General features: G+C 64.7%; 38 protein-coding genes. 26 read left to right on the top strand and 12 right to left on the bottom strand.

Features of this window, described 5'->3' with window-relative positions; translation table 11 throughout:
• The 12 genes from WC683_13165 to WC683_13110 form a co-directional block, all read right to left on the bottom strand.
• Positions 1–301 (bottom strand): hypothetical protein (locus tag WC683_13165; GenBank protein ID MFA4973557.1); only part of this gene is annotated, 301 nt, incomplete at its 3' end.
• Between the two features lie 172 nt (positions 302–473).
• Entirely contained in the window at positions 474–635 is a 162-nt protein-coding gene (locus WC683_13160) for a hypothetical protein (GenBank protein ID MFA4973556.1), read from the bottom strand.
• A 149-nt stretch (positions 636–784) separates the two neighbouring features.
• A complete protein-coding gene (locus WC683_13155; GenBank protein ID MFA4973555.1) occupies positions 785–1,168 on the bottom strand; it encodes a hypothetical protein in 384 nt (127 codons plus the stop codon).
• Positions 1,165–1,524 carry a hypothetical protein gene (locus tag WC683_13150; protein ID MFA4973554.1) on the bottom strand — a complete coding sequence of 120 codons (360 nt, stop codon included), beginning with the start codon at positions 1,522–1,524 and terminating at the stop codon, positions 1,165–1,167. Before WC683_13150 ends, WC683_13155 begins: the two co-directional genes overlap by 4 nt.
• A gap of 47 nt (positions 1,525–1,571) precedes the next feature.
• Positions 1,572–1,784: a hypothetical protein gene (locus WC683_13145; protein MFA4973553.1), complete on the bottom strand. Its 213-nt coding sequence runs from the start codon at positions 1,782–1,784 to the stop codon at positions 1,572–1,574.
• A 214-nt stretch (positions 1,785–1,998) separates the two neighbouring features.
• Positions 1,999–2,244 (bottom strand): hypothetical protein, encoded by a 246-nt coding sequence (locus WC683_13140; GenBank protein MFA4973552.1) that lies wholly within the window; start codon positions 2,242–2,244, stop codon positions 1,999–2,001.
• 105 nt (positions 2,245–2,349) lie between these two features.
• Positions 2,350–2,577 carry a hypothetical protein gene (locus tag WC683_13135; protein ID MFA4973551.1) on the bottom strand — a complete coding sequence of 76 codons (228 nt, stop codon included), beginning with the start codon at positions 2,575–2,577 and terminating at the stop codon, positions 2,350–2,352.
• 38 nt (positions 2,578–2,615) lie between these two features.
• Positions 2,616–2,969 carry a hypothetical protein gene (locus WC683_13130; protein MFA4973550.1) on the bottom strand — a complete coding sequence of 118 codons (354 nt, stop codon included), beginning with the start codon at positions 2,967–2,969 and terminating at the stop codon, positions 2,616–2,618.
• Between the two features lie 79 nt (positions 2,970–3,048).
• Positions 3,049–3,450, bottom strand: a complete 402-nt coding sequence (locus WC683_13125) for a hypothetical protein (protein ID MFA4973549.1) — start codon at positions 3,448–3,450, stop codon at positions 3,049–3,051.
• A 399-nt stretch (positions 3,451–3,849) separates the two neighbouring features.
• Complete coding sequence (locus tag WC683_13120) at positions 3,850–4,116, bottom strand: hypothetical protein (GenBank protein ID MFA4973548.1); 267 nt, start codon at positions 4,114–4,116, stop codon at positions 3,850–3,852.
• Positions 4,117–4,196: 80 nt separating this feature from the next.
• On the bottom strand, positions 4,197–4,544 hold the full coding sequence (locus WC683_13115) for a hypothetical protein (protein MFA4973547.1): 348 nt from the start codon (positions 4,542–4,544) through the stop codon (positions 4,197–4,199).
• Between the two features lie 66 nt (positions 4,545–4,610).
• Entirely contained in the window at positions 4,611–4,850 is a 240-nt protein-coding gene (locus WC683_13110) for a hypothetical protein (GenBank protein MFA4973546.1), read from the bottom strand.
• Positions 4,851–5,676: 826 nt separating this feature from the next.
• On the opposite strand from WC683_13110, the gene WC683_13105 reads away from it, so the two are divergent.
• The 26 genes from WC683_13105 to WC683_12980 all read left to right on the top strand — a co-directional run.
• A complete protein-coding gene (locus tag WC683_13105) occupies positions 5,677–5,892 on the top strand; it encodes a sigma factor-like helix-turn-helix DNA-binding protein (protein ID MFA4973545.1) in 216 nt (71 codons plus the stop codon).
• A 44-nt stretch (positions 5,893–5,936) separates the two neighbouring features.
• Positions 5,937–6,368, top strand: a complete 432-nt coding sequence (locus WC683_13100) for a single-stranded DNA-binding protein (protein ID MFA4973544.1) — start codon at positions 5,937–5,939, stop codon at positions 6,366–6,368.
• A gap of 33 nt (positions 6,369–6,401) precedes the next feature.
• Positions 6,402–7,100 carry a hypothetical protein gene (locus WC683_13095; GenBank protein ID MFA4973543.1) on the top strand — a complete coding sequence of 233 codons (699 nt, stop codon included), beginning with the start codon at positions 6,402–6,404 and terminating at the stop codon, positions 7,098–7,100.
• Positions 7,101–7,108: 8 nt separating this feature from the next.
• On the top strand, positions 7,109–7,471 hold the full coding sequence (locus WC683_13090) for a hypothetical protein (GenBank protein MFA4973542.1): 363 nt from the start codon (positions 7,109–7,111) through the stop codon (positions 7,469–7,471).
• On the top strand, positions 7,468–7,965 hold the full coding sequence (locus WC683_13085; GenBank protein MFA4973541.1) for a hypothetical protein: 498 nt from the start codon (positions 7,468–7,470) through the stop codon (positions 7,963–7,965). The genes WC683_13090 and WC683_13085 overlap by 4 nt, the downstream gene beginning before the upstream one ends.
• Positions 7,958–8,260 carry a hypothetical protein gene (locus WC683_13080; protein ID MFA4973540.1) on the top strand — a complete coding sequence of 101 codons (303 nt, stop codon included), beginning with the start codon at positions 7,958–7,960 and terminating at the stop codon, positions 8,258–8,260. The genes WC683_13085 and WC683_13080 overlap by 8 nt, the downstream gene beginning before the upstream one ends.
• Complete coding sequence (locus WC683_13075) at positions 8,257–8,487, top strand: hypothetical protein (GenBank protein ID MFA4973539.1); 231 nt, start codon at positions 8,257–8,259, stop codon at positions 8,485–8,487. The genes WC683_13080 and WC683_13075 overlap by 4 nt, the downstream gene beginning before the upstream one ends.
• Positions 8,477–8,734, top strand: coding sequence for a hypothetical protein (locus tag WC683_13070; protein ID MFA4973538.1), 258 nt, complete (start codon positions 8,477–8,479; stop codon positions 8,732–8,734). Before WC683_13075 ends, WC683_13070 begins: the two co-directional genes overlap by 11 nt.
• Before the next feature lie 37 nt (positions 8,735–8,771).
• Positions 8,772–9,011 (top strand): hypothetical protein, encoded by a 240-nt coding sequence (locus tag WC683_13065; GenBank protein MFA4973537.1) that lies wholly within the window; start codon positions 8,772–8,774, stop codon positions 9,009–9,011.
• Between the two features lie 2 nt (positions 9,012–9,013).
• The gene (locus WC683_13060; protein MFA4973536.1) at positions 9,014–9,502 is read left to right on the top strand and encodes a deaminase; all 489 of its coding nucleotides are present in this window, start codon (positions 9,014–9,016) and stop codon (positions 9,500–9,502) included.
• A 5-nt stretch (positions 9,503–9,507) separates the two neighbouring features.
• The gene (locus WC683_13055; protein MFA4973535.1) at positions 9,508–9,672 is read left to right on the top strand and encodes a hypothetical protein; all 165 of its coding nucleotides are present in this window, start codon (positions 9,508–9,510) and stop codon (positions 9,670–9,672) included.
• Between the two features lie 4 nt (positions 9,673–9,676).
• Positions 9,677–10,396, top strand: coding sequence for a hypothetical protein (locus tag WC683_13050; GenBank protein ID MFA4973534.1), 720 nt, complete (start codon positions 9,677–9,679; stop codon positions 10,394–10,396).
• Between the two features lie 314 nt (positions 10,397–10,710).
• On the top strand, positions 10,711–11,688 hold the full coding sequence (locus WC683_13045) for a hypothetical protein (protein MFA4973533.1): 978 nt from the start codon (positions 10,711–10,713) through the stop codon (positions 11,686–11,688).
• Positions 11,688–12,197, top strand: coding sequence for an HNH endonuclease (locus tag WC683_13040; GenBank protein ID MFA4973532.1), 510 nt, complete (start codon positions 11,688–11,690; stop codon positions 12,195–12,197). The genes WC683_13045 and WC683_13040 overlap by 1 nt, the downstream gene beginning before the upstream one ends.
• 69 nt (positions 12,198–12,266) lie before the next feature.
• Positions 12,267–12,503 carry a hypothetical protein gene (locus tag WC683_13035; protein MFA4973531.1) on the top strand — a complete coding sequence of 79 codons (237 nt, stop codon included), beginning with the start codon at positions 12,267–12,269 and terminating at the stop codon, positions 12,501–12,503.
• Positions 12,503–12,739, top strand: coding sequence for a hypothetical protein (locus WC683_13030; GenBank protein ID MFA4973530.1), 237 nt, complete (start codon positions 12,503–12,505; stop codon positions 12,737–12,739). The genes WC683_13035 and WC683_13030 overlap by 1 nt, the downstream gene beginning before the upstream one ends.
• 222 nt (positions 12,740–12,961) lie before the next feature.
• On the top strand, positions 12,962–14,533 hold the full coding sequence (locus WC683_13025; GenBank protein MFA4973529.1) for a hypothetical protein: 1,572 nt from the start codon (positions 12,962–12,964) through the stop codon (positions 14,531–14,533).
• Entirely contained in the window at positions 14,533–15,312 is a 780-nt protein-coding gene (locus tag WC683_13020) for a site-specific DNA-methyltransferase (GenBank protein MFA4973528.1), read from the top strand. The genes WC683_13025 and WC683_13020 overlap by 1 nt, the downstream gene beginning before the upstream one ends.
• A 146-nt stretch (positions 15,313–15,458) precedes the next feature.
• The gene (locus tag WC683_13015; protein MFA4973527.1) at positions 15,459–16,913 is read left to right on the top strand and encodes a hypothetical protein; all 1,455 of its coding nucleotides are present in this window, start codon (positions 15,459–15,461) and stop codon (positions 16,911–16,913) included.
• A 407-nt stretch (positions 16,914–17,320) separates the two neighbouring features.
• Positions 17,321–18,493 carry a phage protease gene (locus tag WC683_13010; protein MFA4973526.1) on the top strand — a complete coding sequence of 391 codons (1,173 nt, stop codon included), beginning with the start codon at positions 17,321–17,323 and terminating at the stop codon, positions 18,491–18,493.
• A 43-nt stretch (positions 18,494–18,536) separates the two neighbouring features.
• Positions 18,537–18,965: a hypothetical protein gene (locus WC683_13005; GenBank protein MFA4973525.1), complete on the top strand. Its 429-nt coding sequence runs from the start codon at positions 18,537–18,539 to the stop codon at positions 18,963–18,965.
• 37 nt (positions 18,966–19,002) lie between these two features.
• The gene (locus tag WC683_13000; GenBank protein MFA4973524.1) at positions 19,003–20,043 is read left to right on the top strand and encodes a hypothetical protein; all 1,041 of its coding nucleotides are present in this window, start codon (positions 19,003–19,005) and stop codon (positions 20,041–20,043) included.
• A gap of 15 nt (positions 20,044–20,058) precedes the next feature.
• Entirely contained in the window at positions 20,059–20,442 is a 384-nt protein-coding gene (locus WC683_12995; protein ID MFA4973523.1) for a hypothetical protein, read from the top strand.
• A gap of 35 nt (positions 20,443–20,477) precedes the next feature.
• Complete coding sequence (locus WC683_12990; GenBank protein ID MFA4973522.1) at positions 20,478–21,020, top strand: hypothetical protein; 543 nt, start codon at positions 20,478–20,480, stop codon at positions 21,018–21,020.
• A gap of 6 nt (positions 21,021–21,026) precedes the next feature.
• Positions 21,027–21,485 (top strand): hypothetical protein, encoded by a 459-nt coding sequence (locus tag WC683_12985; GenBank protein MFA4973521.1) that lies wholly within the window; start codon positions 21,027–21,029, stop codon positions 21,483–21,485.
• Between the two features lie 3 nt (positions 21,486–21,488).
• Positions 21,489–22,091, top strand: a 603-nt coding sequence (locus tag WC683_12980; protein ID MFA4973520.1) for a hypothetical protein, incomplete at its 3' end; no start/stop codon positions are given.

The following is a 22,091-nucleotide window of genomic DNA, read 5'->3' as shown; positions in this document are numbered from 1 at the left end:
TGCCCGACCCGGCGCGGATGCCCTCCCCGGCGCTGATGCCCTCCCCGGCGCTGATGCCCGACCCGGCGCGGATGCCCTTCCCGGCGCTGATGCCCTCCCCGGCGCTGATGCCCCACCCGGCGCTGATGCCCGACCCGGCGCTGATTTCGATGTGTCCCTTCGCATTCACCGATGCCGCGAAGCGCACCGTGCCCAATTCGGCCTCGATGATGATGCTGCCGTCGCACTCCACATTGCCTGCCGCGCCGACGTACAACCCGGTTTCGTCTAAGTCCGCCTTCGTGATAATCAGGTTTGGCATTGTGATCTCCTGTTGTCGTGTTGCCCGGAAAACTCCGGGGTACTCAATACGACCTGCCCTGCCTCCAACCGCGCCGCCTCTGCCCGCAGCCGCCTTCGGTCGCGCCGGTCCCCCGCGAGGTGCGCCGCGTTGCGCAGGAAGCGGGCCTGCAGGTGCCGGATGGTGGGCGAGGTCACGCGGCCACCTCCTGCGGGTCCTCCGCCGGGCACTCGGGGAGCACCCCGCGCCCCACGGCCCGCCGCTGCTGCTGCCTCGCGAGGTCCGCCCGCTTCGTCTGTGCGGCCCGCTTGCGGTCGAAATGCTGGACTCGGAACTTGAGCTTGACCTGTGACATGGTACGCGCCTCCTGAGCGATTGTGGGGGCATAAGCCCCTCCGGAATCTCTACTCCTGCAAGCCGACAAGCAACCCCTCGTTGTTGAGCGTGAACTGCCCTGCGCTCCATTCGTGATCGCAGCCGGCGCAGGACGAAGGCACCGGGCCTCTATTGTGCGACCTCTGCCGGGACCGTCTCGCGTTTGCACACACAGAAGCCGGTGTAGCCGCACCCGCCACACTTGACGGGCCGCAGGGCCTTCACTTCGCCCCCGAGGGCCTGCGCCGACGCCACGGCCACGAGGGCGGTCTTCGCCTTGCGGATGCCCCGGTATACCTTGCCCTGATCCTCCACCGTCAGCCACACAGTAGCCGCCGTCTCGCGCTCAATCACAAGTACGGGTTCCTTCGCGCCGTAGTTGCACCGGAGCACGTCGCCGGGCCGCAGGTCCCCACCGCGCACTGCTGGACTCCACCCGTATTCAATCAGCCAGACCTGCCACTGCCCGCCGACCTGCCGGGGACCGTAGTTGTTGCCGAAGAGGTGTTTCACGAGGTCGCCCCCTCGCCGTTGTCTTCCTCCGGCTCCTCGTCCGCCAGGTCCTGCAGCAGCGACTCCGCGATTTCGCGCCAGTTCACTTCACACAGGGCCGCGCCGAGGAGTTGCGCCGCCATGAGACTCGGGCGGGGAACCCCGAGGCCGTCTTCAAGCCCGCACAGTTCCTCCGTCAGGCTGCGAAGGGCGTCCTGCAGGTCGGCGCTGTTGTCCCGATGTTCGCGGGCCAGGTCGCGCACCAAATCCCACAACCCCGAGTCATTGTCCATGATGAGCTTCGCACCCCAGGTGGCGAAATTGGTCCACCCGTTGTATTCGGCTTCCTTGCGGCATTCGTCGCATAGCGTCTTCACGATCTGCCTCCTGTGTTGCCGGGCCGCGCCCGGGTCCGCCTGTTGTCTCAGAATGCCATGCCCTTGCCGTGGCACGTCGGGCAAGCCGCCGCCCCGCCCTTCTTCGCGAACTTGCCGCCCTGGTCGCCGAACCCGCCACAGGTCCGGCAGGGTTTCATGCCGATTGTGTCCAGTCCGCCGCCGTGAACGTTCATCATGGCCCTGTCTTCCCGCGCCCGCGCTTCCCGCCCGTACTTGTCACCTGTGATTCTGCGTGCCACTTGTCCTGCCTCCTCGGGGCCGCGCCCCGCTATTGTGCCCGTTGCCGGGCCGTGGTGCTCATCTGTGCCACGTCGCGCCCCATTGTGGGGCTTCCCCCTCACCTCGGGGCCAGGAACTGCGCCGCTGCCCATATCAAGCCGAAGGTGCCGCCCACCACCACGACCTCTGCCGCCATGACGCCGAGGAGCACGAGCAGCGAGTCGAGTGCCTGTCTCATTGTGCCGCCCCCTCGGGGCTTGCCGTCGTCAGCTTGACGACGTTGCAGGAAAGGGCACCGCCGCACTCGTGCAACTCGGGCTTGTCCCAGGTGATCTTCAGGTACACTGGCCCACCTCTCACCGTCGGCTTGACGGCGGCGACTGTGCCCTTGCCGTCACTGGCATGAATGCCCCTCGGGGCCGATATGTGAGACAGGAAGCGGGTACTGTACTGGACTCGGTCGCCGACTGCGAATGCCATTGTGAACACTCCTCGGGGCCTTGCCCCTTGTGCGGATTGTGCGCCTCTGCGGTACAGGTGGCGGCCGGGGAAGCGGGTTCCGGCCGCAGGCCTCTGCCGCAGGTACTACAGGTAAAGCTGCGTGCCGCGCGCCACCTCGTCTGCAATGATGCGCCGCAGATAGGCCTCCTTCTCCCCCTCGCATTCCACGAGGCGGAACCCGCGCGCCTCTTCGCGCATGATGTTCAGCGCCGCCCCGAGACTCGTGCTACTCTCGTGCTCGCGCACCTCGTCGCCCTTCTGAAAGGTCAGATAGGACAGGTACCATTGGCGTTCGCTCTGCGGGTAAAGCATGATCTGCCTTCTCTCGCTCGGGATGTGTGCTCGGCCGCCTATACCAGCATACGAATGCGAACGCGATTCCCCAACCTGTCAAACGTCTCTTCGCACTTCGCGCACCAATAGACTTCGGGATTGTAGAGTGTGTCGGCAACCTGCATCACGTCGTCACCATCACAGAAGCGGCAGATGCGCCGTGATGTGGCCATAGCGCATTCTGCCGAAGGGCCCTTGCCCGTGATCGTGTTCGCGAACCCTCCGGCCGGGCAGAAGTGAGCAGTGAAGCGGGTTCCCCAACCCTTGCCCGTCTCTTCGGAATACGGCAGATGAATCTCCCAGGTCCCTTCTTCGCTAATCAGGTCATAGCCGAAACCGTTGAGCCAATCAACGCGCCGTGCTTGTGGCATTGTGACGCCTTCTCTCTTCGGGTATTGTGTAACCGCACAGGAAAGGGCCGGGCAAGCGCCGGCCCTTGGGGCTCTGCGGTTACGCCGTCTTGAGCAGACGACTCCGGCCGCACTGCATATCGCCCCGCACCTCTATGCGCCAAGGGCGGCCGAGGTGGTCGCGGAAGTGCGCCGTGACACGATCGTACTGACCACCACTCGGCGTATACTGCTTGCTGCGCGCCACCACCACGGCGGGGAACTTGAGGGAACCCGGCCAATTCGACACCTCGGCGCGCCGCAGGAACCCGTTGCCCTCGGGGCTCTTCTGCTCTGTCAGGTATAGGACAGGGTCCTGCCCCTCGGCCATTGTGGCCTTGTCGTGTTCGGCGCAACAGGAGAAGCAGACCTTGCGGCCCTCCTTGTCCACGCCGTAACCCGTGGTGACGGAACCCTCGGGGACTTCTATCGCCTTGTGGCATTCGTCGCAAACTGTCGCCATAATCAGACACCCTTTCGGATTGTGCGATTGTGCAACTCAGGCCGGAACCGGCCACCTCTGCCCTCTGTCCCTCTGGCCGGCAGGTCGGGGAGGAGGGCGGAAGTTGCAGGTTCACTGCCGCAAGGCGAAGGGAACCGTGCTAGTGACGCGCCAAACCCGCGCGCAGGCAAGCAGAGTCAACGCCCTTGGCGCGTTGCCCTTCTGGCCAGCTTGCAACGCATCAGCCAGAAGGCACAGGTATTCAACGCGGTAGGACCAATTCGACGGATGACCTGCGCCGTTGCCGAAGCGTCTTTGCCCACGGTACCATTCCTGCCACTGCGCGCGATTCATGGTGATCTTCCTCCGTTGCGTTGAACCCACATTCCGGCCCTTCCCCACCAAGGGCCGAGTCTGGGTTCAACGCGGCCGCGCCGTCAGGTACCCGTTACAGAAGGCCTCTACCTCGCGCACCTGACTCTTCGTCAGCTTGCCCTCTACCGCCACGGCATAGGTGAAGTCCGTATCATGCGCCGTCAGGATATGGCGAACCGCTTTGTACCCGTGGCCACGAAGCGCGTCACACAACGGCGCAGAATTGCAGTGGTTCGCTATGGCCACGACCGAACACGACGGGTAGAGTTCCCGCGCCTCGTCAAGCTGATAATTCGTATATAGTACTGGCATGATCTTCGCCTCCGTCTGTTTGGTGCGGCCGTCACACCTGCAGGAACCCCACCACACCTGCAGGAGTCATGGTCGCGTGTCTACAGAATGACTCGCGTGATGCGCCCTCGGCCCTTCGGCAACAGGTCCATGCGACAGAGCGCCTGGCATAGTGGCATGTCAACACAGACCTTGCCCTCTAACCCCTGCGCCGCGAAGCCCTCATTGCCGGTCAGGGGAACGGGGAATGCCCTCGCCCCTCCGGTCAGAGCCAAGGTCTTCAGGCCGTCATCACAGAGCTCCCCTGTTGGGAACTCAAGGGTTACGGTCTCCCGCCACTTGCATGATACGTCCTCCGGGCCCGCGATATACCCGGGCCGGTCGTGAGACCGCAGTTCCCGCGATAGCGCCTCCCGAACCTCTGCGATGTTCCTGTGCGTGATGATCATAGTCAAACACCCTTTCGCGTTTGGTGAACCCACAGTCCGGCCGCCTCCCCACGGCCGAGTCTGGGCTCACACCTTGACGTTGACCGGCCGGAACTCATAGGTGGGCCAGAGCGCCTTCGCCCGGCTCTGCGCGCGGTGTAGGTCATAACCGTCATACTGCGTCGCCTCCGCGGCCCTCGGGGTAGTGGTCGGAGCCCCGCGGCCCTCCTCGCCCTCCTGCAGGAAACCCTCGCGCCCTCCGTGGAATGGGGAGGGGTTCAGTACGTTGAATACCGCTATGACCGTTGCGCTTCGCTTCGCCATCATGCCACCTTCTCTTCTCTTTTATCCCGTCCACGCCCCTACCATACTACCCCATAAAACCCTTGTCAATAGGGTAAGATAAAACTACGTATCCTCGTAGTAAAATACTTTTACGGTCGCGCATGCGCGCGCCAAGGTATCTACTACCTCCTACCAAAGGCCTTTGACGTATGCCCTTGACGTATGCCGTTGCCTTTCCACTGCTCCTCCTCCCACAGACCTGATTGCACACGCATACAACTTCTACGGCTGAGAAGAGTAACAGGCTTGGCTATATAATACTTAGCAACCTCCTCCCAGACGCCTACGGCAACGGCCGTTCCCCCTAGGGGTACTAGATACCTTACGCGTGTGCGCGCGCGCGGGGGTAGTTGAAACTGCCTTTGGTGGACGTGATCCGGCCGTTGCAGGTACCTGGCCGCGCGTTCAGGTGACGATCAGGGCGCCCGCGGTCGTGCAAGTGGGCCGGGGGGCCGTCTGGTGTACAGCAGGTGCCCCACTGGTCTTCCAGATGTAGCAAATACGGAACACCGAATGGCCGGCGCCCTGGCAGGTACCACGGAGAAGCAGCCAACAGGAGCCAATTCGCACAGGTGTTCGGCGAACAGGCGTTCCGTAACCACTCAACCATATAACCAGTAAGCATTGTTTTTCTCTGGGGCCTCGCGCGCACAATGACTTATACCCTCAAAAAACCGCAGGTGTGTTATATTTCGGTAGGTGGTGATATAGATTTAGGGAAGTGGAAGGTTGGGAGGGTTGAGGGAGGGGGATGGGGGTTGACAGGGTGGGAGGGTTGGTAGTAAAGATATAGCCATGAACAGGGTAGGTGGACGAGGTGGTGTTGGCGGCGGGGATGGGGATGACGGAGGAGTACTGGGAGGCGCTGCTGCTGGCGACGGTGGGCGAGTTGAGCTACGAGGCGATCGGGGAACGGCTGGGGGTGCCGGTGGGGACGGTGAAGTCGCGGGTGTACCGGGGCCGGGGGAGATTGCGGGCGGCGTTGTCGGGGTGGGCGCGGGAGGAACTGGGGATCGTGGCGTAGGGGGCGAGAGCGGGGAGAGAGACAGAGACGGGAGGCGATGGCAGATGGTCAACAGTGTCGTTTTGGTGGGTAGGATCGCGAGCCCGCCGGAGATGAAGTACCTGCCCACTGGGACGCCGGTGGCGAACTTCCGGCTGGCGGTGGACCGCGGGATGAAGTCGGAGGGCGGGGAACGGCAGACGGACTGGCTGACCATTGTGTGCTACCAGAAGACGGCGGAGCTGGTGGCCGAGTACTGCGACAAGGGGATGCTGGTGGGGATCGAGGGGCGCATCCAGTCGCGGTCGTGGGGTGGTGAGGGCGGGAAGAAGAACTACGTCGTGGAGATCGTGGCGAACAACGTGCGGTTCCTGGAGAGCCGGGTGGAGAGCGAGCGGCGGCGGGCGGGGAAGGGCGAGGCGTGGAAGCCGGACCCGGCGGGGGCAGGGGAAGGGGCGGACGTGGAGGAGGACCTTTTCGGGGGCGAGGGCGACTAGGGCGGGGGGCAATCGAAACGGAGGTGTTGGCCGATGGCTGTGCAGTTCAGCCGTGAGCAGATGGAGGCGTTGCTGAAGAACGTGGCGTTCGAGGGCGACGAGGGGGAGGCGCTGGTGGTGCTGACGCAGGGCGAGTACGACCGGCTGGCGGCGGAGGCGTCGCGGCGGACGCAGGACGTGCCCCCGTGGGCAGAGTCCGAAGGCGTTCTGATCTGGGCGCGGGAACGGGGCAATTTCAGTTCGTGGGGGTACGACTACGACAGCCATGGCCAGCACGTGTACTTCACGCGAACGGCATTGGATGCGCGCCGCCAGTTCCGTGGCGCGACGCGGGCTGATGCGGCGCGCCAAGCGGCCGAGTACGCGGAGTGGATCACGGGTGGGCGTCAGAAGACGGAGCCGAAGCCTGCCCCGGGCAAGCCGGAGTGGGTCGGGCACCATGTGGACGAGATCAAGATCGGCCTGCAGTCGGCGAAGGGACCATGCGCGACGGCGTGCCGAGGCAAGTGCTGGTGGGAATGTGAGTACGAGCAGGACGGCAAGTGTGCGGTGGTCCAGTTCCTTGACGACAATGATCCGGGCCAAGGTGATACCGGAGGAGGGTCCATCCGATGCGACATCGGCTTCGGCGAGCCTATGGCCATCGGCGATGACGAGCGCACGAAGGCCAACGTGCAGGAGTGCTGGCGGCGACGCCTCGCTATGGGCGAGGCCTTCGGGGTCGAGGAGTGATGGCAACGATGGCCGTGTACCGAACAGTGACGAATGGTCGGTTGCGGTGGGTCTGCGAGGTGCCCGAGTTCGCGACGAGCGTGGAGGCCCGGACGCGGCGGGATGCCGAGGGTTCAGCTGCTGATCTGGTGGCGTACTACCGCCGATGCTCATGGACGATGCAATCGCTGATCGTTGGTTGCAACCGCATGGAGAAGGCTGTGGCCTCGATGGCTGAGCACTTCCAGCGAATCACTGACGTATGGCACAAGACGATGCTGCGCCAGATGGCGGTTCCCAAGCAATTTCTGGAGCTGGGTGATGGCGAGTCAGGGAACAGGGCTACGGCCAAGGCGATGGTGGAGTATGCTCAACGCGGAGGCCAGCCATGACTAACCCGGGGCCGGTAAACTGCCACAGGTGGAGCGAGTACATTGGCATGTGGGAGGTGCGCTGGTGGAACATGAACAGCGAGAACAATTGGGTCGGCGTTGAGGGATGGCACTTCTGCCCGACATGCGGGATAGGACTTGGGCCAGACGGACGCGAGTACGCGCAGGTCCCGTGGGCGCGGGCGGAACAGGCCGAGAAGCGTTGCCTAGAGTACCGCGTGGCCGCAGAGCGGTATCGGTGTCTCATCAAGGCGAACGTGAAGGTGGTCTGCCCGCAAATGGCCCCGGCGATCATCATCGGGTTCTCATGGGACGGGGAGAAGATAGAGACCCTGGCCTCGGAGTTGGCGGGGTTGGAGACAGAGGAGCGCTTCAGTCGGCCGACGCGGTTCTGCTCGGTGTGCGACAAGGCGGAGAACGACGGGGCGCTGATGGGGAGTCCCGAACCGTGGACGTGCCCGGAGTGCCGGGCGAAGGAGGCAAGCCATGACTGAGCAGGGCTTCCGGTGGTGGCAGGACGGCCCCAACGCTGCGGCGGACGAACTGCGGGCGCTCATGTCGCAGATCTCCGAGGACGAGTGCTGTGCCGGTTGGCTCATGGGCCTGGAGTTCAACCTGTGGCGCTGGATGATGCGGGCGGGGTGCCATGACGAGACGGCGTACCGGCTGGCGGTGCTGGCCCACGAGGCCGGCGGCTGCTGGATCTGGTACGAGAGCATCGGGTGCGTGTTCATGCCGGTGGGCCAGTGGCAGGCAGAGTATGCTGCCTTCACGGGAGACAGGTTGTGAGCATGGTGGCAACGACAGTGGCGCGCACAACTGAGACGGTGCCGGGCCCGGTCGGGGTCTTCGGCTGCGCCGACTGCGCGCATGTGCGGCTCGGCTGGCTCTACAACGGGAAGCGGCCCGTGTTGTGCGACCACCCGAAGCGCGAGAGCCACTGGCGTGTCCCGATGGTGGGCAACTGCTGGTATCACGAGCCGGCGACGGAGGAGACGAAGGCCGATGAAGGCTGACCTGCAGGCGCTGCTGGACACGGAGATGCGCGACATTGTGCGGGAGATGCTCAATGAGTTCGAGCCCGGCAGCTCGCTCAAGGGCCTGCCGCCGGAGCCGATCCAGGAGGCCCTCGTCGCGGCCATGACGCGCATGGTGCCGGGGCTGCAGTTGTTCGGGATCGTGCCGACGGCCCTGTCGCTGGCGAGGATGGCTTTCTGGGCCGGAGTGCGATGGGGTCGGGCTGTACCGACGGACGAAGAGTAGGGCGACGAGTCTTTACACGAGACGGAGGTGGAGTAGAATGTCGGCGACGGACACGATGGAGACGACGAACGTGCTGCCCGGCGAGCCGAAGCGCCCGAAGAAGGGGGGCCACAAGGGCAAACCGCGGATCGTCAAGGAGGCGAAGTACACGAAGGTGCGGTCGTTCGCGCTGGAGGAGTGGCGGTCGGACCTGCTGGATCAGGAGGCCGAGGAGAAGGGGCTGACGGCGAGCGTGCTGCTGCGGGAGATCGTCGAGCGGCACCAGGACGGAGGGTAGCCATGTCAACGAGCGATAAGCAGCACCAGAAGGACCTGCAGTTCATGTGGTCGGCGCGGGAAGTCGGCAAGCGCAGTAAGTGTTCCAGTCGGCAGATCGGAGTAGTGCTCGTCAATGACGGGTCGGTCGTGTCCGAGGGGTACAACGGGGCGCCGCGTGGCTGCAGCCTCTGCCAGGACCCCACGCAGCCCTGCCGCCGCAAGGAGATGGGATTCGCCTCCGGCGATGGCCTGGAGCATTGCCCGGCGGTCCATGCCGAGATGAACGCGCTGCTACAGGCGGCCCGCAACGGCATCGCCACCAAGGGTACGACGATGTACGCCTACTGCTGCCGCCCTTGCAAGTGGTGCGTAAGCATGATGATTAACGCCGGGGTCTCGCGGCTCGTGCATCTGCAGCAGCCGGTGTACGACGAACTGAGCGGGCAACTACTGGCGGAGAGCGACATCGAGGTCGTGGAGATTGACGAACTCGAATTGGACGGAGGCTGATACCCATGCCGTTCAGGAGCCGGAGCCAGGCGCGAAAGATCGCGATGCTGGAGCACCAGGGGCGACTGCCGAAGGGCACCTACGCGAAGTGGAAGCGGCACACGCGGAGCCTGAGGGCGCTGCCGGAGCGGGTGGCCCGCCGGCGCAAGACGACACGGAAACGGAGATGAGAACATGACCGCGCTTGCCCGCACCGCCGGCCGCCAGCCCGGCGCCGACATGCCCGGCGTCGTCCGCCGCCTCTGGATCGCCCACCACGGCCGCTGCGAAGACCCCCTCGCCCAAGCCGCCAAGGACTGCGGCCTCTCATTGGCGACCGCCGCCCACTGGAAGGAGCAGGGCCTGCCGGACGGGCGCGACTGGGAGCAGGTGCGACTCGAGGACGCCGAGGGCCTTGCGATGGCACAGCAGGCCGCCGCGGGGGCGGATCGCGAACTGCGCCTGCACGTCGAGATTGTGCGCGCCGCCGAGGCGCAACTGGGCGGCGTACTGACGGCGATCTCGGGGGTCGACCTATTCGCGGAGCCGCTGCCTCAGGGTGATGACACACGCGAACCCGTCGGCGTCCTGTACGACCGTGCCGGCAACGAGGTTCGCCTCGGGGCCTTGCGGCCCAAGAGCACCTCGGAGGCCGTCAAGGCGCTGGCGATGCTGGAGGGCATCCTGGAGCGTGGGTACGACAAGATCCGGGAGCTACAGGAGTTCGGCGGGGTCTCGGACAACGAGCGCCGAGAGATCGAGGCCGCGGTGACGCGCCGCTTCTTCGCCCACGTGACGGAGAAGTGGGGCGAGGAGATGGCGAAGGACCTGCTGGGTGACTTCGTGGAGGCCGAGGGGGTACGGGTGCAGGGGCAGTCGGTGTTGACGGAAGAAGACGATGAAGGCGAAGACTGAGGTGCTGAATGGCTTGGATTTCTGCGCCGGATCGGGAATTGGCAGCGCGGCTTTCGAGGCTTGCGGCTTCGCTCGGACTCTCGTGTACATCGAACGGGATGAGTTCTGCCAGCGAGTGCTGCACGAGCGAATGCGGGCAGGGGACCTCGAACCCGGATTCCTGTGGGACGACGCAAGGACTTTCGACGGGAGACCGTGGCGAGGGATCATTGACTTCGTCTTTGGTGGCATCCCGTGCCAGCCTTACTCCTGCGCGGGGAAGCAACTCGGGGAGGCGGACGAGCGCGATCTTTGGCCGGATTTCCGGCGGGTGCTTGGCGAGATACGACCGCGAGTCGCACTCATTGAGAACGTGCGCGGGTTCATCTCTCTTCGAGGAGGACTCGAACGAGTTCTGTGGGACCTTGCCGAGGACGGGTGGGATGCTGAGTGGGGAGTTGTGGCCGCTTCGGATGTGGGAGCCAATCATCGGCGGGAGCGGGTGTGGGTTGTTGCCTACCCCGGCGGCGCAGGAACCGGGTTGGGCGAACCGTACCCCGCTGGACAAGGACGGGAACGAGCCGGAACATGGGAACCAGCGTTGGTACGACGCGGAGACGGGGCGGGTGATGCAGAAGGGGTTGACGCAAGTGCTCCAGCGGTTGCCGACGTCTTCTGCGGAGGACGCGAAGTCGAGCGGCGGAGCGGCGAGCCGGGAGGATGGCAGACAGATGATGCTGCACCATGCAGCGAAGCTACTTCCAACACCAGCGACGCGCGACCACCACGCACAGGGGGCGGGCATGAACACGGCAGCGCGGTCGGCTTCGCTGGCGACGACGCTGCAGAAGACGCTGCTCCCTTCCCCGAACGTGGCGGACGCGACGGGCGGGCGGACGAGCAAGGGCAGCAAGCGGCCGGGGGAGGGCGGGCTGAGGTCAACGATCCTGGCAACTCCGCAGGCGCGGGACTACCGGAGTGGGGAAGCGCATCGGTGGGAGGGGACGGAACGCAGCCGCAACCTGAACGACCAGATGGCGGCGCAGACGGGGAAGCGGACGGCAGCCGCCCTCAACCCGACCTTCGTGGCCTGGATGATGGGCTGGCCTCTCCGCTGGCTGGATCTGCCTGCGCCGACTGGTGGGCCTCGTGGCCGCCGGGGCCGGGCATCCCGCCCCTCGCCACCGGAGTCCCCGAGCGAACCGACAAGCTCCGCACCCTCGGGAACGGCTGGACTCCCCATTGTGCAGCTTACGTGGTTGGACGCATTTCGGCGTGGTTACGAAGCCTGGATGAAGGAGAGGAGTGAGTGATGGGACACACCTACCTCGAATCTCGCCCTTGCGCCAAGTGCGGCAAGTCATTCTCCCCGCGCAAAGACAACAGGCCCAACCGGGGAAGATTCTGCAGCGTCTTCTGTGCGAAGTCGCATCAGTTCGCGGGCGTCGTGCTGGAAAAGCATCCGAGCTGGACCGGCGGCAGGCGTCGGCATCGCAACCACATGCTTGTGAGATCACCGGGACATCCAGGCGCCGATTGCCACGGCTACGTCGCCGAGTACCGCCTCGTCGCCGAGAAGACTCACGGGCGCTATCTGACACGGGAAGAGGTCGTGCATCACATCAACGGCGACGAGACCGACCTTGACCCGGACAACCTGCTCGTGATGGAGAACAACACGGTTCACACGAGGCTTCACAGCCAACTACAGGGCGTCTCCTACGACCTGATCCGCATGGGCGTGATCGAGTTCGCAGACGGTGAGTACCGGGTTGCGGGACGCATTCAGGCGTGGCTGGACAAGCAGGATGGCCGACCATGAGTAGCGCCGAGAGCCTAGCGGAGATCATGCGCCGTTTGGGTAGACTGAAGAACGATGGAGGAAATGGAAATGGCAAAGCAAGGCGACGTATTGACAGTACGGATCGGCAACAAAGGACAGCGACATGCGGTGGTTTTTTCACCGGGCGTTGATGAACCTGGCATGTGGGTTCCGCTCTGCGGATTGCCAGAGATCGTGTTTGAACGTGATGAGCAAATCAGCCCGGTGGGTGGTCCAGTGACGTGCGCGGGATGCAAACGGGCAAAGCGGCTGTTGGATGGTGTGTTTGAGCGCGGTGATGCGTAATGGACGAAGAGCACGATCCGCGACGGCACAACTATTGCGCGTTGGTGGAAGCTAAGGCGGCGGCATCCCCGGTCGGCGTTGGTGAGGTCCGGCACATCCACGTTTTTCACGATGACACTTGTAGTATCTACAAGGGTGGGTATTGTGACTGCGATCCGGTCATCTCAGAGCCGACAACCGAGACTGATGCAATGAAGGTATGGGCGGGGATGAACGTCAATGGCGCGAACCCATGAGGGTACTTCACCGGAAGCACGAGCGGACTGACCTAAAGTGCCCGACATGCAATGGCGCGATGCAGTTGGTGGCTGGGCGCAATGGTCCGTTCTACGGGTGTGAACATTGGCCGGAATGCCGTAGTGTAGTGCCCTGCAATCCTTCCGGTCGCGTGATAGAACGGCCTCCGTCAGACAGGTTGCGAGATGAACTACGAGATGGTTTTGAGAGGCAGATGAGCAGTGAGTGAATCCCTCGCGGACATCGTGAAGCGTGCCTTCCCGTCCGGCGTCCCCGCGGTCGGACTCCCGTCGTACAAGACCGACCCCGTGGCCTGGGTCCGCGACATGAAGCCCAAGGTCGAACGCAAGGATGCCGTAATCTCCGTCTTCGAGCCGTGGCTCTACCAGGAAGACGTGATGCGCTACTTCTGGGAAGGCGGCACCTTCATCATCGACAAGTCGCGCCAGATGGGCTTCACAACGGCGCTCCTGTTCGCGGTTGCCCACGCCCTGCTCTACTACATCGAGGGCAAGGGGTATCCGCTGCACTTCCACCTGATCTCCGACAGCGAGAAGAAGTCGAAGGCCCTGCTGCGGAAGGTGAAGCTTGCGTTGTCCACGAGCGAGGATGGCAAGCGTGCGGCCTCCCGCCGCTGGTTGCGCGGCCATGATCCCGAGGCCGGCAACGACGAGGTGAAGTACAACCCGCGGACTGGTGGTGGCGGGGACATCATCGCATTCAACAGCGCCCTCGCTCACCCGACGACCGGCGGGGCTGTGCGCGGCTACGATGGCAACTCATTCCTGATCGAAGAAGCAGGGGAAATCGGGAATTTGGAGGAGGTCTTTCGGGCGGCCCATGCCATGCTCATCCGCATCCCGAAGCCGCCGGGTTGGGTTGTCTCCACGCCCACCTACGCAGCGCATCCTTTCACCGAGATGTGTGAGAACCCACCGGGCAATGCGATCCATCTGTCCTACCGCTCTGAAGACCTCGTGCCGGGGCATGATCGCGACGCCGAGATTGCCTGGATGGGCGAGGACAACTACATGATCGAGCAGGGGTTGAAGGTTGCAGGCGAGGGTTCCCCTGTCTTCGACATGACCGCGCTGAAGCGGTTCGCGGATGCGGCGGTGCCGCTGGGTACTCAGCCATTGCCGGGTCATCGCTACAGTAGCGCCGTGGACAACAGCGGCCCTGGTCAGGATGAAGCGACGTGGGTGACGAGCGACATCACGGCACGGCCGGCGCAGCCGGTGTATGAGGAGATCCTGCCCCGAGGGTCACAGGAGAAGAAGGTGCGCATCGCCGAGCTGTGGGAGCAGTGGGGCGGCAACGTGAATGTTGACGGGACCTACGATCCCAGCTTCGTCGTCTACCTGCGGAAGCACTTCATGGATGTTGGCTTGCCTGAGAAAACGATCCGTCCCATCAACATGACGGGCGGCGATCAGTACAACAAGCGCAAGGATGCTTCGGAGCCAGGGTTGATCTGGACGTGTGTGCCACGAAAGCGGTTGGTGAGCGGGGCGAAGCACATCATGGAGAATGGGCGTGTTGTTGTTGTGCGGGAGCAGACGCCGAAGTTGTGGGACGCGCTACGGACGGCTTCGCACCCGAGGGTGACGAAGGCGCGGACGATGGAGAGCCCGCAGGCGGCGAAGCGGCGGGGGAAGTACCCGGACGTGCTGGACGCGGGGATGATGAGTCTGCTTCCGGTCATGCCGCGCCATGCGATCAAGGGCGACGGGACGGTGAAGAGCGGCGTGGTGAGCCTGGGCAAGGTGGAGCCGGAACGGAAGGTGTACTGATGCGCGAGGAGATCATCGGCGGACAGCGGCTCATCCTCGGGGACTGCGCAGATGTACTGCGTGGGATGGACTCGGGGATGTGCGACTGTGCAATGACTTCTCCGCCATATAACACACTCACGAACGACAAGGCACCGCGCACGTATCGGCCAGGTGACAAGTGGATGGCAAAGACGCGCAGCGGGTATGCAGACACAATGCCCGAGGAAGAATATCAGGCATGGTTGCAGGGCATTGTGCGGGAGTTACTTAGGACTTGTAGCGGATTGGTGTGGGTGAACCATAAGACGCGATACCGCGAAGGGGTTGGCATCCATCCCCTCCACATTCTCGGCGAGTTCCCTCTGTGGGCTGAAGTAGTTTGGGACAAGGGAGGGGCTACAACATTCAATCAGCGCAGATTTGCCACGTCGAATGAATATCTGTTCGCCTTTGGCCGACCGCAGTATTGGGATGCGCGCCACGATGACTTGTTGAGCGTCTGGAGAATTGCGGCAGAGCGAGGGGCGGAACATCCCTGTCCGTTCCCTGAAGAAATAGCTCTTCGGCCAGTCGTTGCATCATGCCCGCCGGATGGGATCGTACTGGATCCGTTCCTCGGGTCGGGAACGACGCTGGCTGTAGCGGAGAGGTGCGGGCGACGCGGCATAGGCATCGAAGAGAACTCCGCTTACTTCGACATCGCTTGCCGCCGCGTCGAAGCCGCCGCCAGTCAGCCGCGCCTAGAGTTCGAGGAGAAGCCGAAGCGTGATCCCCTGCCGACCTTGATGCTTGACTAACCTCCCACCACGGAATACCATTCCCGGCCAAAGTCACTAACCCGACGGCGAGGCGACCCACCATGGCCGACTCCTTCCTCCAGCAGATCAAGCGCGGCCTCGGCATCCGCCAGTTCCAGTCCGCCCCCGGACCTCGCTACGTCGTCATGCCCGAGACCATCCCTGCCCTCCAGCAGACAGAAGCTGGCCGCGAACTCCTCGCCAACGCCTACAACGGCAACGCCAACCCAAACCCCATGCTCATCCCGGCCGAGTCCTCCGCCGCCGGCAACACCGGCCTCGGCGTCAGCGTGGGCCGCGTCACCGAGGAATACAACTCCGAACTCTCCGACATCCAATCGCGGATGACCAAGTTCAAGGAGATGCGCCGCAGTGAGCCGGCCGTCGGCATTTCCGAGTTGCTCATCACCCTTCCGCTCTCGATGACGGATTTCCACGTACTCCCCGGGGACGACGAGGAACTCGCCGAGTTGCTGGAGTGGAACATCCACGACGGCCTCGGCCAGTACCAGACCGGCAGCAACATCCCGCCGCGGCCCTTCTCTTCTGTGATCCGAGAGGCTTCGCTGGCGTTCTTCGAGGGCTTCGCCTGGCAGTACCAGAAGACCGGCCTCATGGAGACCGGCGGCAAGTCGTTCACGGGCTGGCATGAGCTGGCGCCGCGTCTGCCGAGCACGGTCTGGCAGTGGGACTTCGACAGCGAGGGTCATGCGATTGGCCTCGTGGCCTATGGCATGGACCCGCGCACCATGGAGCCCCGATACGTCTACTACGCTCGCGACGAGATCCTGCTGTGGTCGTGGTGTGACGACGGCGGGGACCCCGAGGGCCTCGGCGGACTGCGCAGGGCCTACCGGGCGTACTGCCAGAAGGACGACTACCAGCGGTACGCCGGCGTGCGCATCAAGCGGCAGGCGTGCGGCGTGCCCTATGCCGTGGCGCCGGAGGGCGAGGAAATCGTCCAGGACCAAGCCGACGCCGTGGTGGCGTTCATGCGGCGGCTCGCGACAGCGCAGGACAGCGGCGGGTATATCCCGTATGGCTGGGAACTGAAGACCTTCGACTTGGGAGACGCCTCCGTGCCGTTCGAGAGTCACATCCAGCGGCAGACCGAGGCGATCCACGATGTGTTCGGCACGGGCTTCGTGGTGCTCTCGCAGGGCGGCTCATCGGGAAGCAACGCGCTTTCCCGGGAGGGTGGCGCCTGGTTCGGGGAGTGCATCCTGGAGGGCATCGCCGACTGGCTCTGCCATCGGTTCAATGCCGAGGCCATCCCGGACTTCGCGCGCATGAACGGCTCGACGGCGAAGCGGCTGCCGTCGCTGGAGCACGGCAAGGTGGCGGTGCGGGATCTGGAGCGGTACACGCGGGCGCTGAAGGTCTGGTACAAGGACCAGCCGGGCGGGGTTCCCCCGGACCTGGCGGCCGAGTGGCAGGAGACGATGGGGGTGCGCCCGGGGGCCTCGGTGGGGCCGGAAGCGCCGCCCTCGGTGGCCCCTGTTGTGGCGACGCCGGAGCAGGGTGCGAACGCAGGCGGGAACCTGCAACTGCCTCTGGCGGAGACGCCCGGGGCAGCAGGCGGCGGGGCACGGCAGCAGTAAATATCTACCCGACATTTCGGCATGGGCCTTGACAAACTTGTACAGTCGTGCCTAGACTAACTGCCAAGGCGATAGGCGTGTTCACTCTCTGGCCGGAGGGGGGCACGCACAATGAAGCTCACAGCGCCGCTTCTTCGCCCTGATGCGCCTCCTTTGCGGAACGGGAGGGGTGCTGCTCAAAGCAGGCCCCTCCCGCGGTAGCAAGCAAGCGAGGCGCAAGCCACGAGCAACGCGCTGGTCGCCCTGATGGCGCAAGGGCCTCACCCGAGGTGCTTGCGCCTCTTCGTTTGGAGTGACCGGTGGCCTACCCGCAGGCATGGCTTCGACGCAACGAACAGGGCCAGATCATCGGCTCCTTCAGCCAGGTTCGTCTGAGTCGTGACGGTTCTCCCACGCGCATCCCCCTCGTGCCCCTCGGCACTTTCTACCTGCAAGTCCCAGATCCCGAGCATCCCGGCCAGTACAAGGTCGCGCCGGTGGACATCAAGCGCGAGTATCTGGAGGAGATGCTGCGGCACTTCCAGGAGGGGCATCCCAACAACCCCCAGACGGGCGCGCCGGTCAATGAACTGGCCGATCACACGCGCAACGAGGCGGGGGCCTTCGGTTGGATCAGAGACATTGAGCTGGACGCGGACGGCCTGTGGGGTATGTACCATCCGACGCCGCTGGGCCTCAAGCCCGAGATCGTGGAGGCGTTGCCATTCGTAAGCCCGCGGTTCGTTGTGGGCGAGGGCGTAGACCCGGTGTGGGGCGTGGGCAACGCGCTGCTGAGTGGGGCCCTGACGGATAGCCCGCAGTTCACGGGGCAGCCGCAGATGGTGTTGGCGTCGGCTCAGCCGCCCTCTGTGGCGCAAGCCGAACCCGAGGAAGCAACGGCGGCTTCAGCCGCTACCGATACTCCGAACGAAGGAGAGATGGCGACCATGCCCGAAGACATTCAGGCGCAGATTGACGCAGCCATCGCGGCGGCTAAGGCCACCTGGGAGCAGGAGCAGGCCGAGGTGTTGGCAGCCGCGGAGACCGAGAAGGCTGGTCTCCTGGCGCAGATCACCGAGCTGACCGAGAAGGCCGGCGACTACGACAAGTTGCAGAAGCAGGTCGAGGTGCTGCTGGCCGAGTCTGAGGCGACCAAGGCTCAGGCGCGGCTGGATGCGGCGATGCGCGAGTTCGAGTCCGTGCGCATCCCAGTAGGGACGAAGCTGCCTGACGGGACAGTTCAGACGGACCTGCGGGCCATCGCTCCCGAGGCAATCCAGGTGGCGGCTGCCTTCAAGGTGGACCCCGCCAATGCGGAGAACGCGAACGCCTACTGGACGCTGGTGCAGGCCAACAACGGCAGCTTGCCGACCGTGCCTGCCCCCGGCGCCGACAAGCCGGCGCTGCACGTCGCGGCTTCCGTGCCGGCCGACATCGCCGGGATGACCGAAGAGCAGAAGCTGGCGGCGGCCGTGGCGGCCGGCGAAGTCATTCCCGGCACCGAAGACCACTCCGCCATTCTCGGGCACATGCAAGCCGGCCTGACCTTCAGTGCTGCGCGGCGCAAGCTGGCGCTTGCCACCGCCGGGCTGCCGGGCTAACCCAACGACCGCGGGCCACGGGCCCGGAGAGGAGTTCGCAGACATGGCTTACACGGATGACAACAATGTCTTCTCGGCGGAAGTGGGCGAGGCCGACGACCAGACCGACGACGGTGCGGGCGGCACTGGCGAGGCCTTCGCCATCGAGAAGGGCCAGGCCATCGCCATCAACACGGCGGGCCACATGGTGCTGGCCTGCGCGGCCAGCGGCAGTGAGCAGTTGCCCTGTGTCGGTGTCGCAACGCGCCGCCTTGCCAATGGCGACATGGGCACGTTCGTCAACCGCGGGACGATCCGCAGCCTGACCGGGCTGACGGCACCAGGCAAGGTCTACCTGAGCAACACGCCCGGCGCCTTCGGCAACACCGCCGGCGACACAGAACAGCTCGTTGGCCGGTCCTACGTGGCCGACGACGAGATCTACTTCGACCCGGACCTCAGCGTGGCTGACGCCCACGTGACCAACTCGTAGCAGCCGTCAACTCGGCAGCCTTTGAAGGAGGAAGATCATGCCCGATGCAGTGGTGCCCCCGATGGATGTCACGAGTTACGGCGTCGCGCCGAACTACGGGGCGTTCACGTCCGACTACGTGCCAGACTACCCGCAGATCATCAAGTTCAAGGAGTCCATTGAACTGCGGAAGGCCTGGACGCGGCAGTTTCTGCAGATGTTCTGTGAGATCACGTTCGACTCGCAGATCGAGGTAGCGACCTCCGGCGTGCGAATGCAGGAAGTCGGCCGCGACATGGCCGCGCCCAACCCGCAGCACACGCCGCGCTACATGCTGGACATCAACCCGCCGCGCAAGTTCCAGGCTGGCACTGCGGTGACGCAGGACGCTTTCTACCATGGGATGAGTGCCGCGAAGCTGCAGCAGCAGACCATGGCGCCGCTCGTGGCGGACCAGATCTGGTGCGAGCAGTTCATCATCGGCACGGCCCTGACGCCGGCCGGCTTCTACGACAAGGACCTGACGCCCCCGCCGGTCGGCGCCAACACGTTCACCTCGTCCCACAATCACTACGTGGTGTTCGCCAACAGCGGCAACCTGACGCCCGAAGTGTCGTCCTTCGCCAAGTGGCATATCGCCCACCACGGCTACGCCGGCGGTAGCGTGGTGTGCTTCGTCAACAGCGCGACAGGCACGCTCTTCGAGCAGGAGTTCGGGACCATCTCGGCCACGAACTACTACCAGACCATGCCGTTCATCGGGGCGCTCATCAAGTACGGCTTCCAGCCCGGGATGCCGCTGTCCGGCGTGCCGACGCTGCTGACCGACTGGGTGCCCATCGGCTACGCGCTCTACATGGCCCTGGGCGAGGAAAAGCCGATGGTCTGGAAGCCGGAAAACCTGCCCGAGACCGTTGACCTGCTCTTCACCCAGGAAGTCCCGATCCCCAACAGCCAGTACAAGTGGTGGGGCACGGCGACGCGCTACGGTGCGCCGACGATCCAGAGCCCGGGGCAGGGCGTGGCTGTGCAGCTGGATGGCTCCGTGGATGGCGACGCCTACACGGCGCCGAGTGGCATCCTGGACATCGCCACCTAAGAAGGGGCCTGAGTCATGGAACCATTCGACATCCAACAGTCCCTTGACCAAGCAGTCGCCGCCGTCGGCGGCGCCAGTACCGTAGTTGGCCTGGGCCACATCGTCGGCTATGAGCGGTTCACGCTCTTGGCTGAGATTGTGGGCCAGGCCAACGCCGCGGTCGTCTTCTCCGCCGAGGTGTCGGAGGACAACGATACGTGGTTCACCGTGCCGGTGGTTGATCTCACCGGCGCTTCCAAGGACACACTGGTCGCCAGCGTGACCGTCGCCGCGAGCGCGACGACGGTTCGCAAGGCGATCATGCAGCTCGCAGCCGAGGCGCCCTATGTCCGCATCACCATGGCCGGCGCAGGCGCCGGAACCGCCGTGGTGTCGCTGACTGGCGTAGCCAAACTCTAACGACACGGAGCAGAAACATGACGACGCTGGCGGATGTGCGGAACAAGCAAGTGCAAGAGCAGGTTGACGAGAAGGCCGAGGACAAGCGGCCGTTCATCGCGTTCTGGGAGGACATGGTTGGTGGCCTGCGGGGTCAGCCTCACCTGGTGAAGCTACACACGAAGGAAGAGCTGATCCACTGGGCCGAGAGCCACCGCGACCGGAGCGAGGAGAAGTTGTCGTACACGCGCCAGGCGTTCAAGCGCGAGGCCACGCAGCACGCGATCGACTTTTTCAACAAGCTGCTGGCCTACGTGCGCAAGCTGAAGAGTTGCGCGGCGCTGACGGAGAAGCCGCTCAACCTCGCGGCCATGCTGTCGGCGTATCAGGCGGAACACGTGCGGCGGACCCCGGACGTGCTGAACCGGGAGCCGGTGCCCAAGGGTGGCCGGAATGTCGAGCCGCCGGACCTGAGCATCCTGGAGCCGCAGGCGGACACGCAGCGGCGGCGCCCGGCGGCACAGGAAGAGCCGCCAGCCGTGGAACCGACGGCGGCGTTGCCGGAGACGGCCGAGGACGATGAACTCGGAGAGGAGTAGCCGCCCGTGGCCTATGCCGAGTGGCAGGATGTGAAGTACTGGCTGGACCAGGCGGCGGTCCTCAACCCCGGCGAGACCTTCGACGTGGGCCCGACGGACCCGAAGGTGCTGCAGACCTTCGAGGGGCTGGCGGAGAAGGAGTTCGAGAACGATGTCCGCGGGTACGTGAAGGTCCCGATTGACAGGGATGTCAGCCCGGAGCTGTATGCGCAGGCGAAGGACATCTGCGCGATGCGGGCCGCGGCGCTGCTGCTCAAGAGCCGCAACCAGGTGGAACGTGACGAGCGTACCAAGTGGTATGACGACTACCTGGAGTCGCGGGCCGACAAGATCATGGCGCAGATGATGAAAGAGGCCCACAAGGCCCCGGATGCGGAGACGCCGACGAACCCCGTGGTGACGATCCCGAGCTTCCTTGGCTTGCCGACTGTCGAAGCGCAGGCCACCGAGCAGGAGACGTGGTAGACCGTGCCCCACTACAGCATCAACACGATCAGCCGGAACCCCGCGACGTGGGCGCGGCTGGCCCTGCGGGCGTACCTGCGCGATTGCCAGCGGCGCGCGCGGGACTTCCGGCCGGTGATGCCGCGGATGCTGGCGGTGCTGCAGCAGAACATGGTGGAGGTCTTCGATGCGGAGGGGGCCGTGGACGGTGAGCCGCGCTGGAAAGAGAACTCGCGGCGCCCGATTCGCTTTCATGGCAAGCTGACGCGGACGTTCCGGCTGGGCGGGGGCCGGTCCTTCACGACGACGTACTTCCCGAGCTACGCGCAGTGGAAGGCCATCAACTACCCCGGCCGCAAGATCATGGAGCTGACGGGGAAGCTGCGGCGGCAGTTGACGGGTGGCTCGCAGACCGGCATTAACGCGCCCTACGTCCGCTACATGCGCAAGCGCCTCAGCTTCGGCACGAACTACACGCAGTATCCTCTCGGGGTCGGGCGGCCGCGGTCGCGACGGGACAGCCTACGCGGAGCCGATCAGGGCGGCGTCCTCAACGACGGCCGCTCGAACTACTACCCCATGGACCCGCGCGAGATCTTCCGCATCACCGAAGCGAACCTTGAGCGC

Source organism: bacterium, from assembly GCA_041648665.1.
Lineage (GTDB): Bacteria > UBA10199 > UBA10199 > 2-02-FULL-44-16 > JAAZCA01 > JAFGMW01.
Note: the sequence above shows the minus strand (reverse complement) of the source record. Positions and strands in the feature narration are given on the sequence as shown.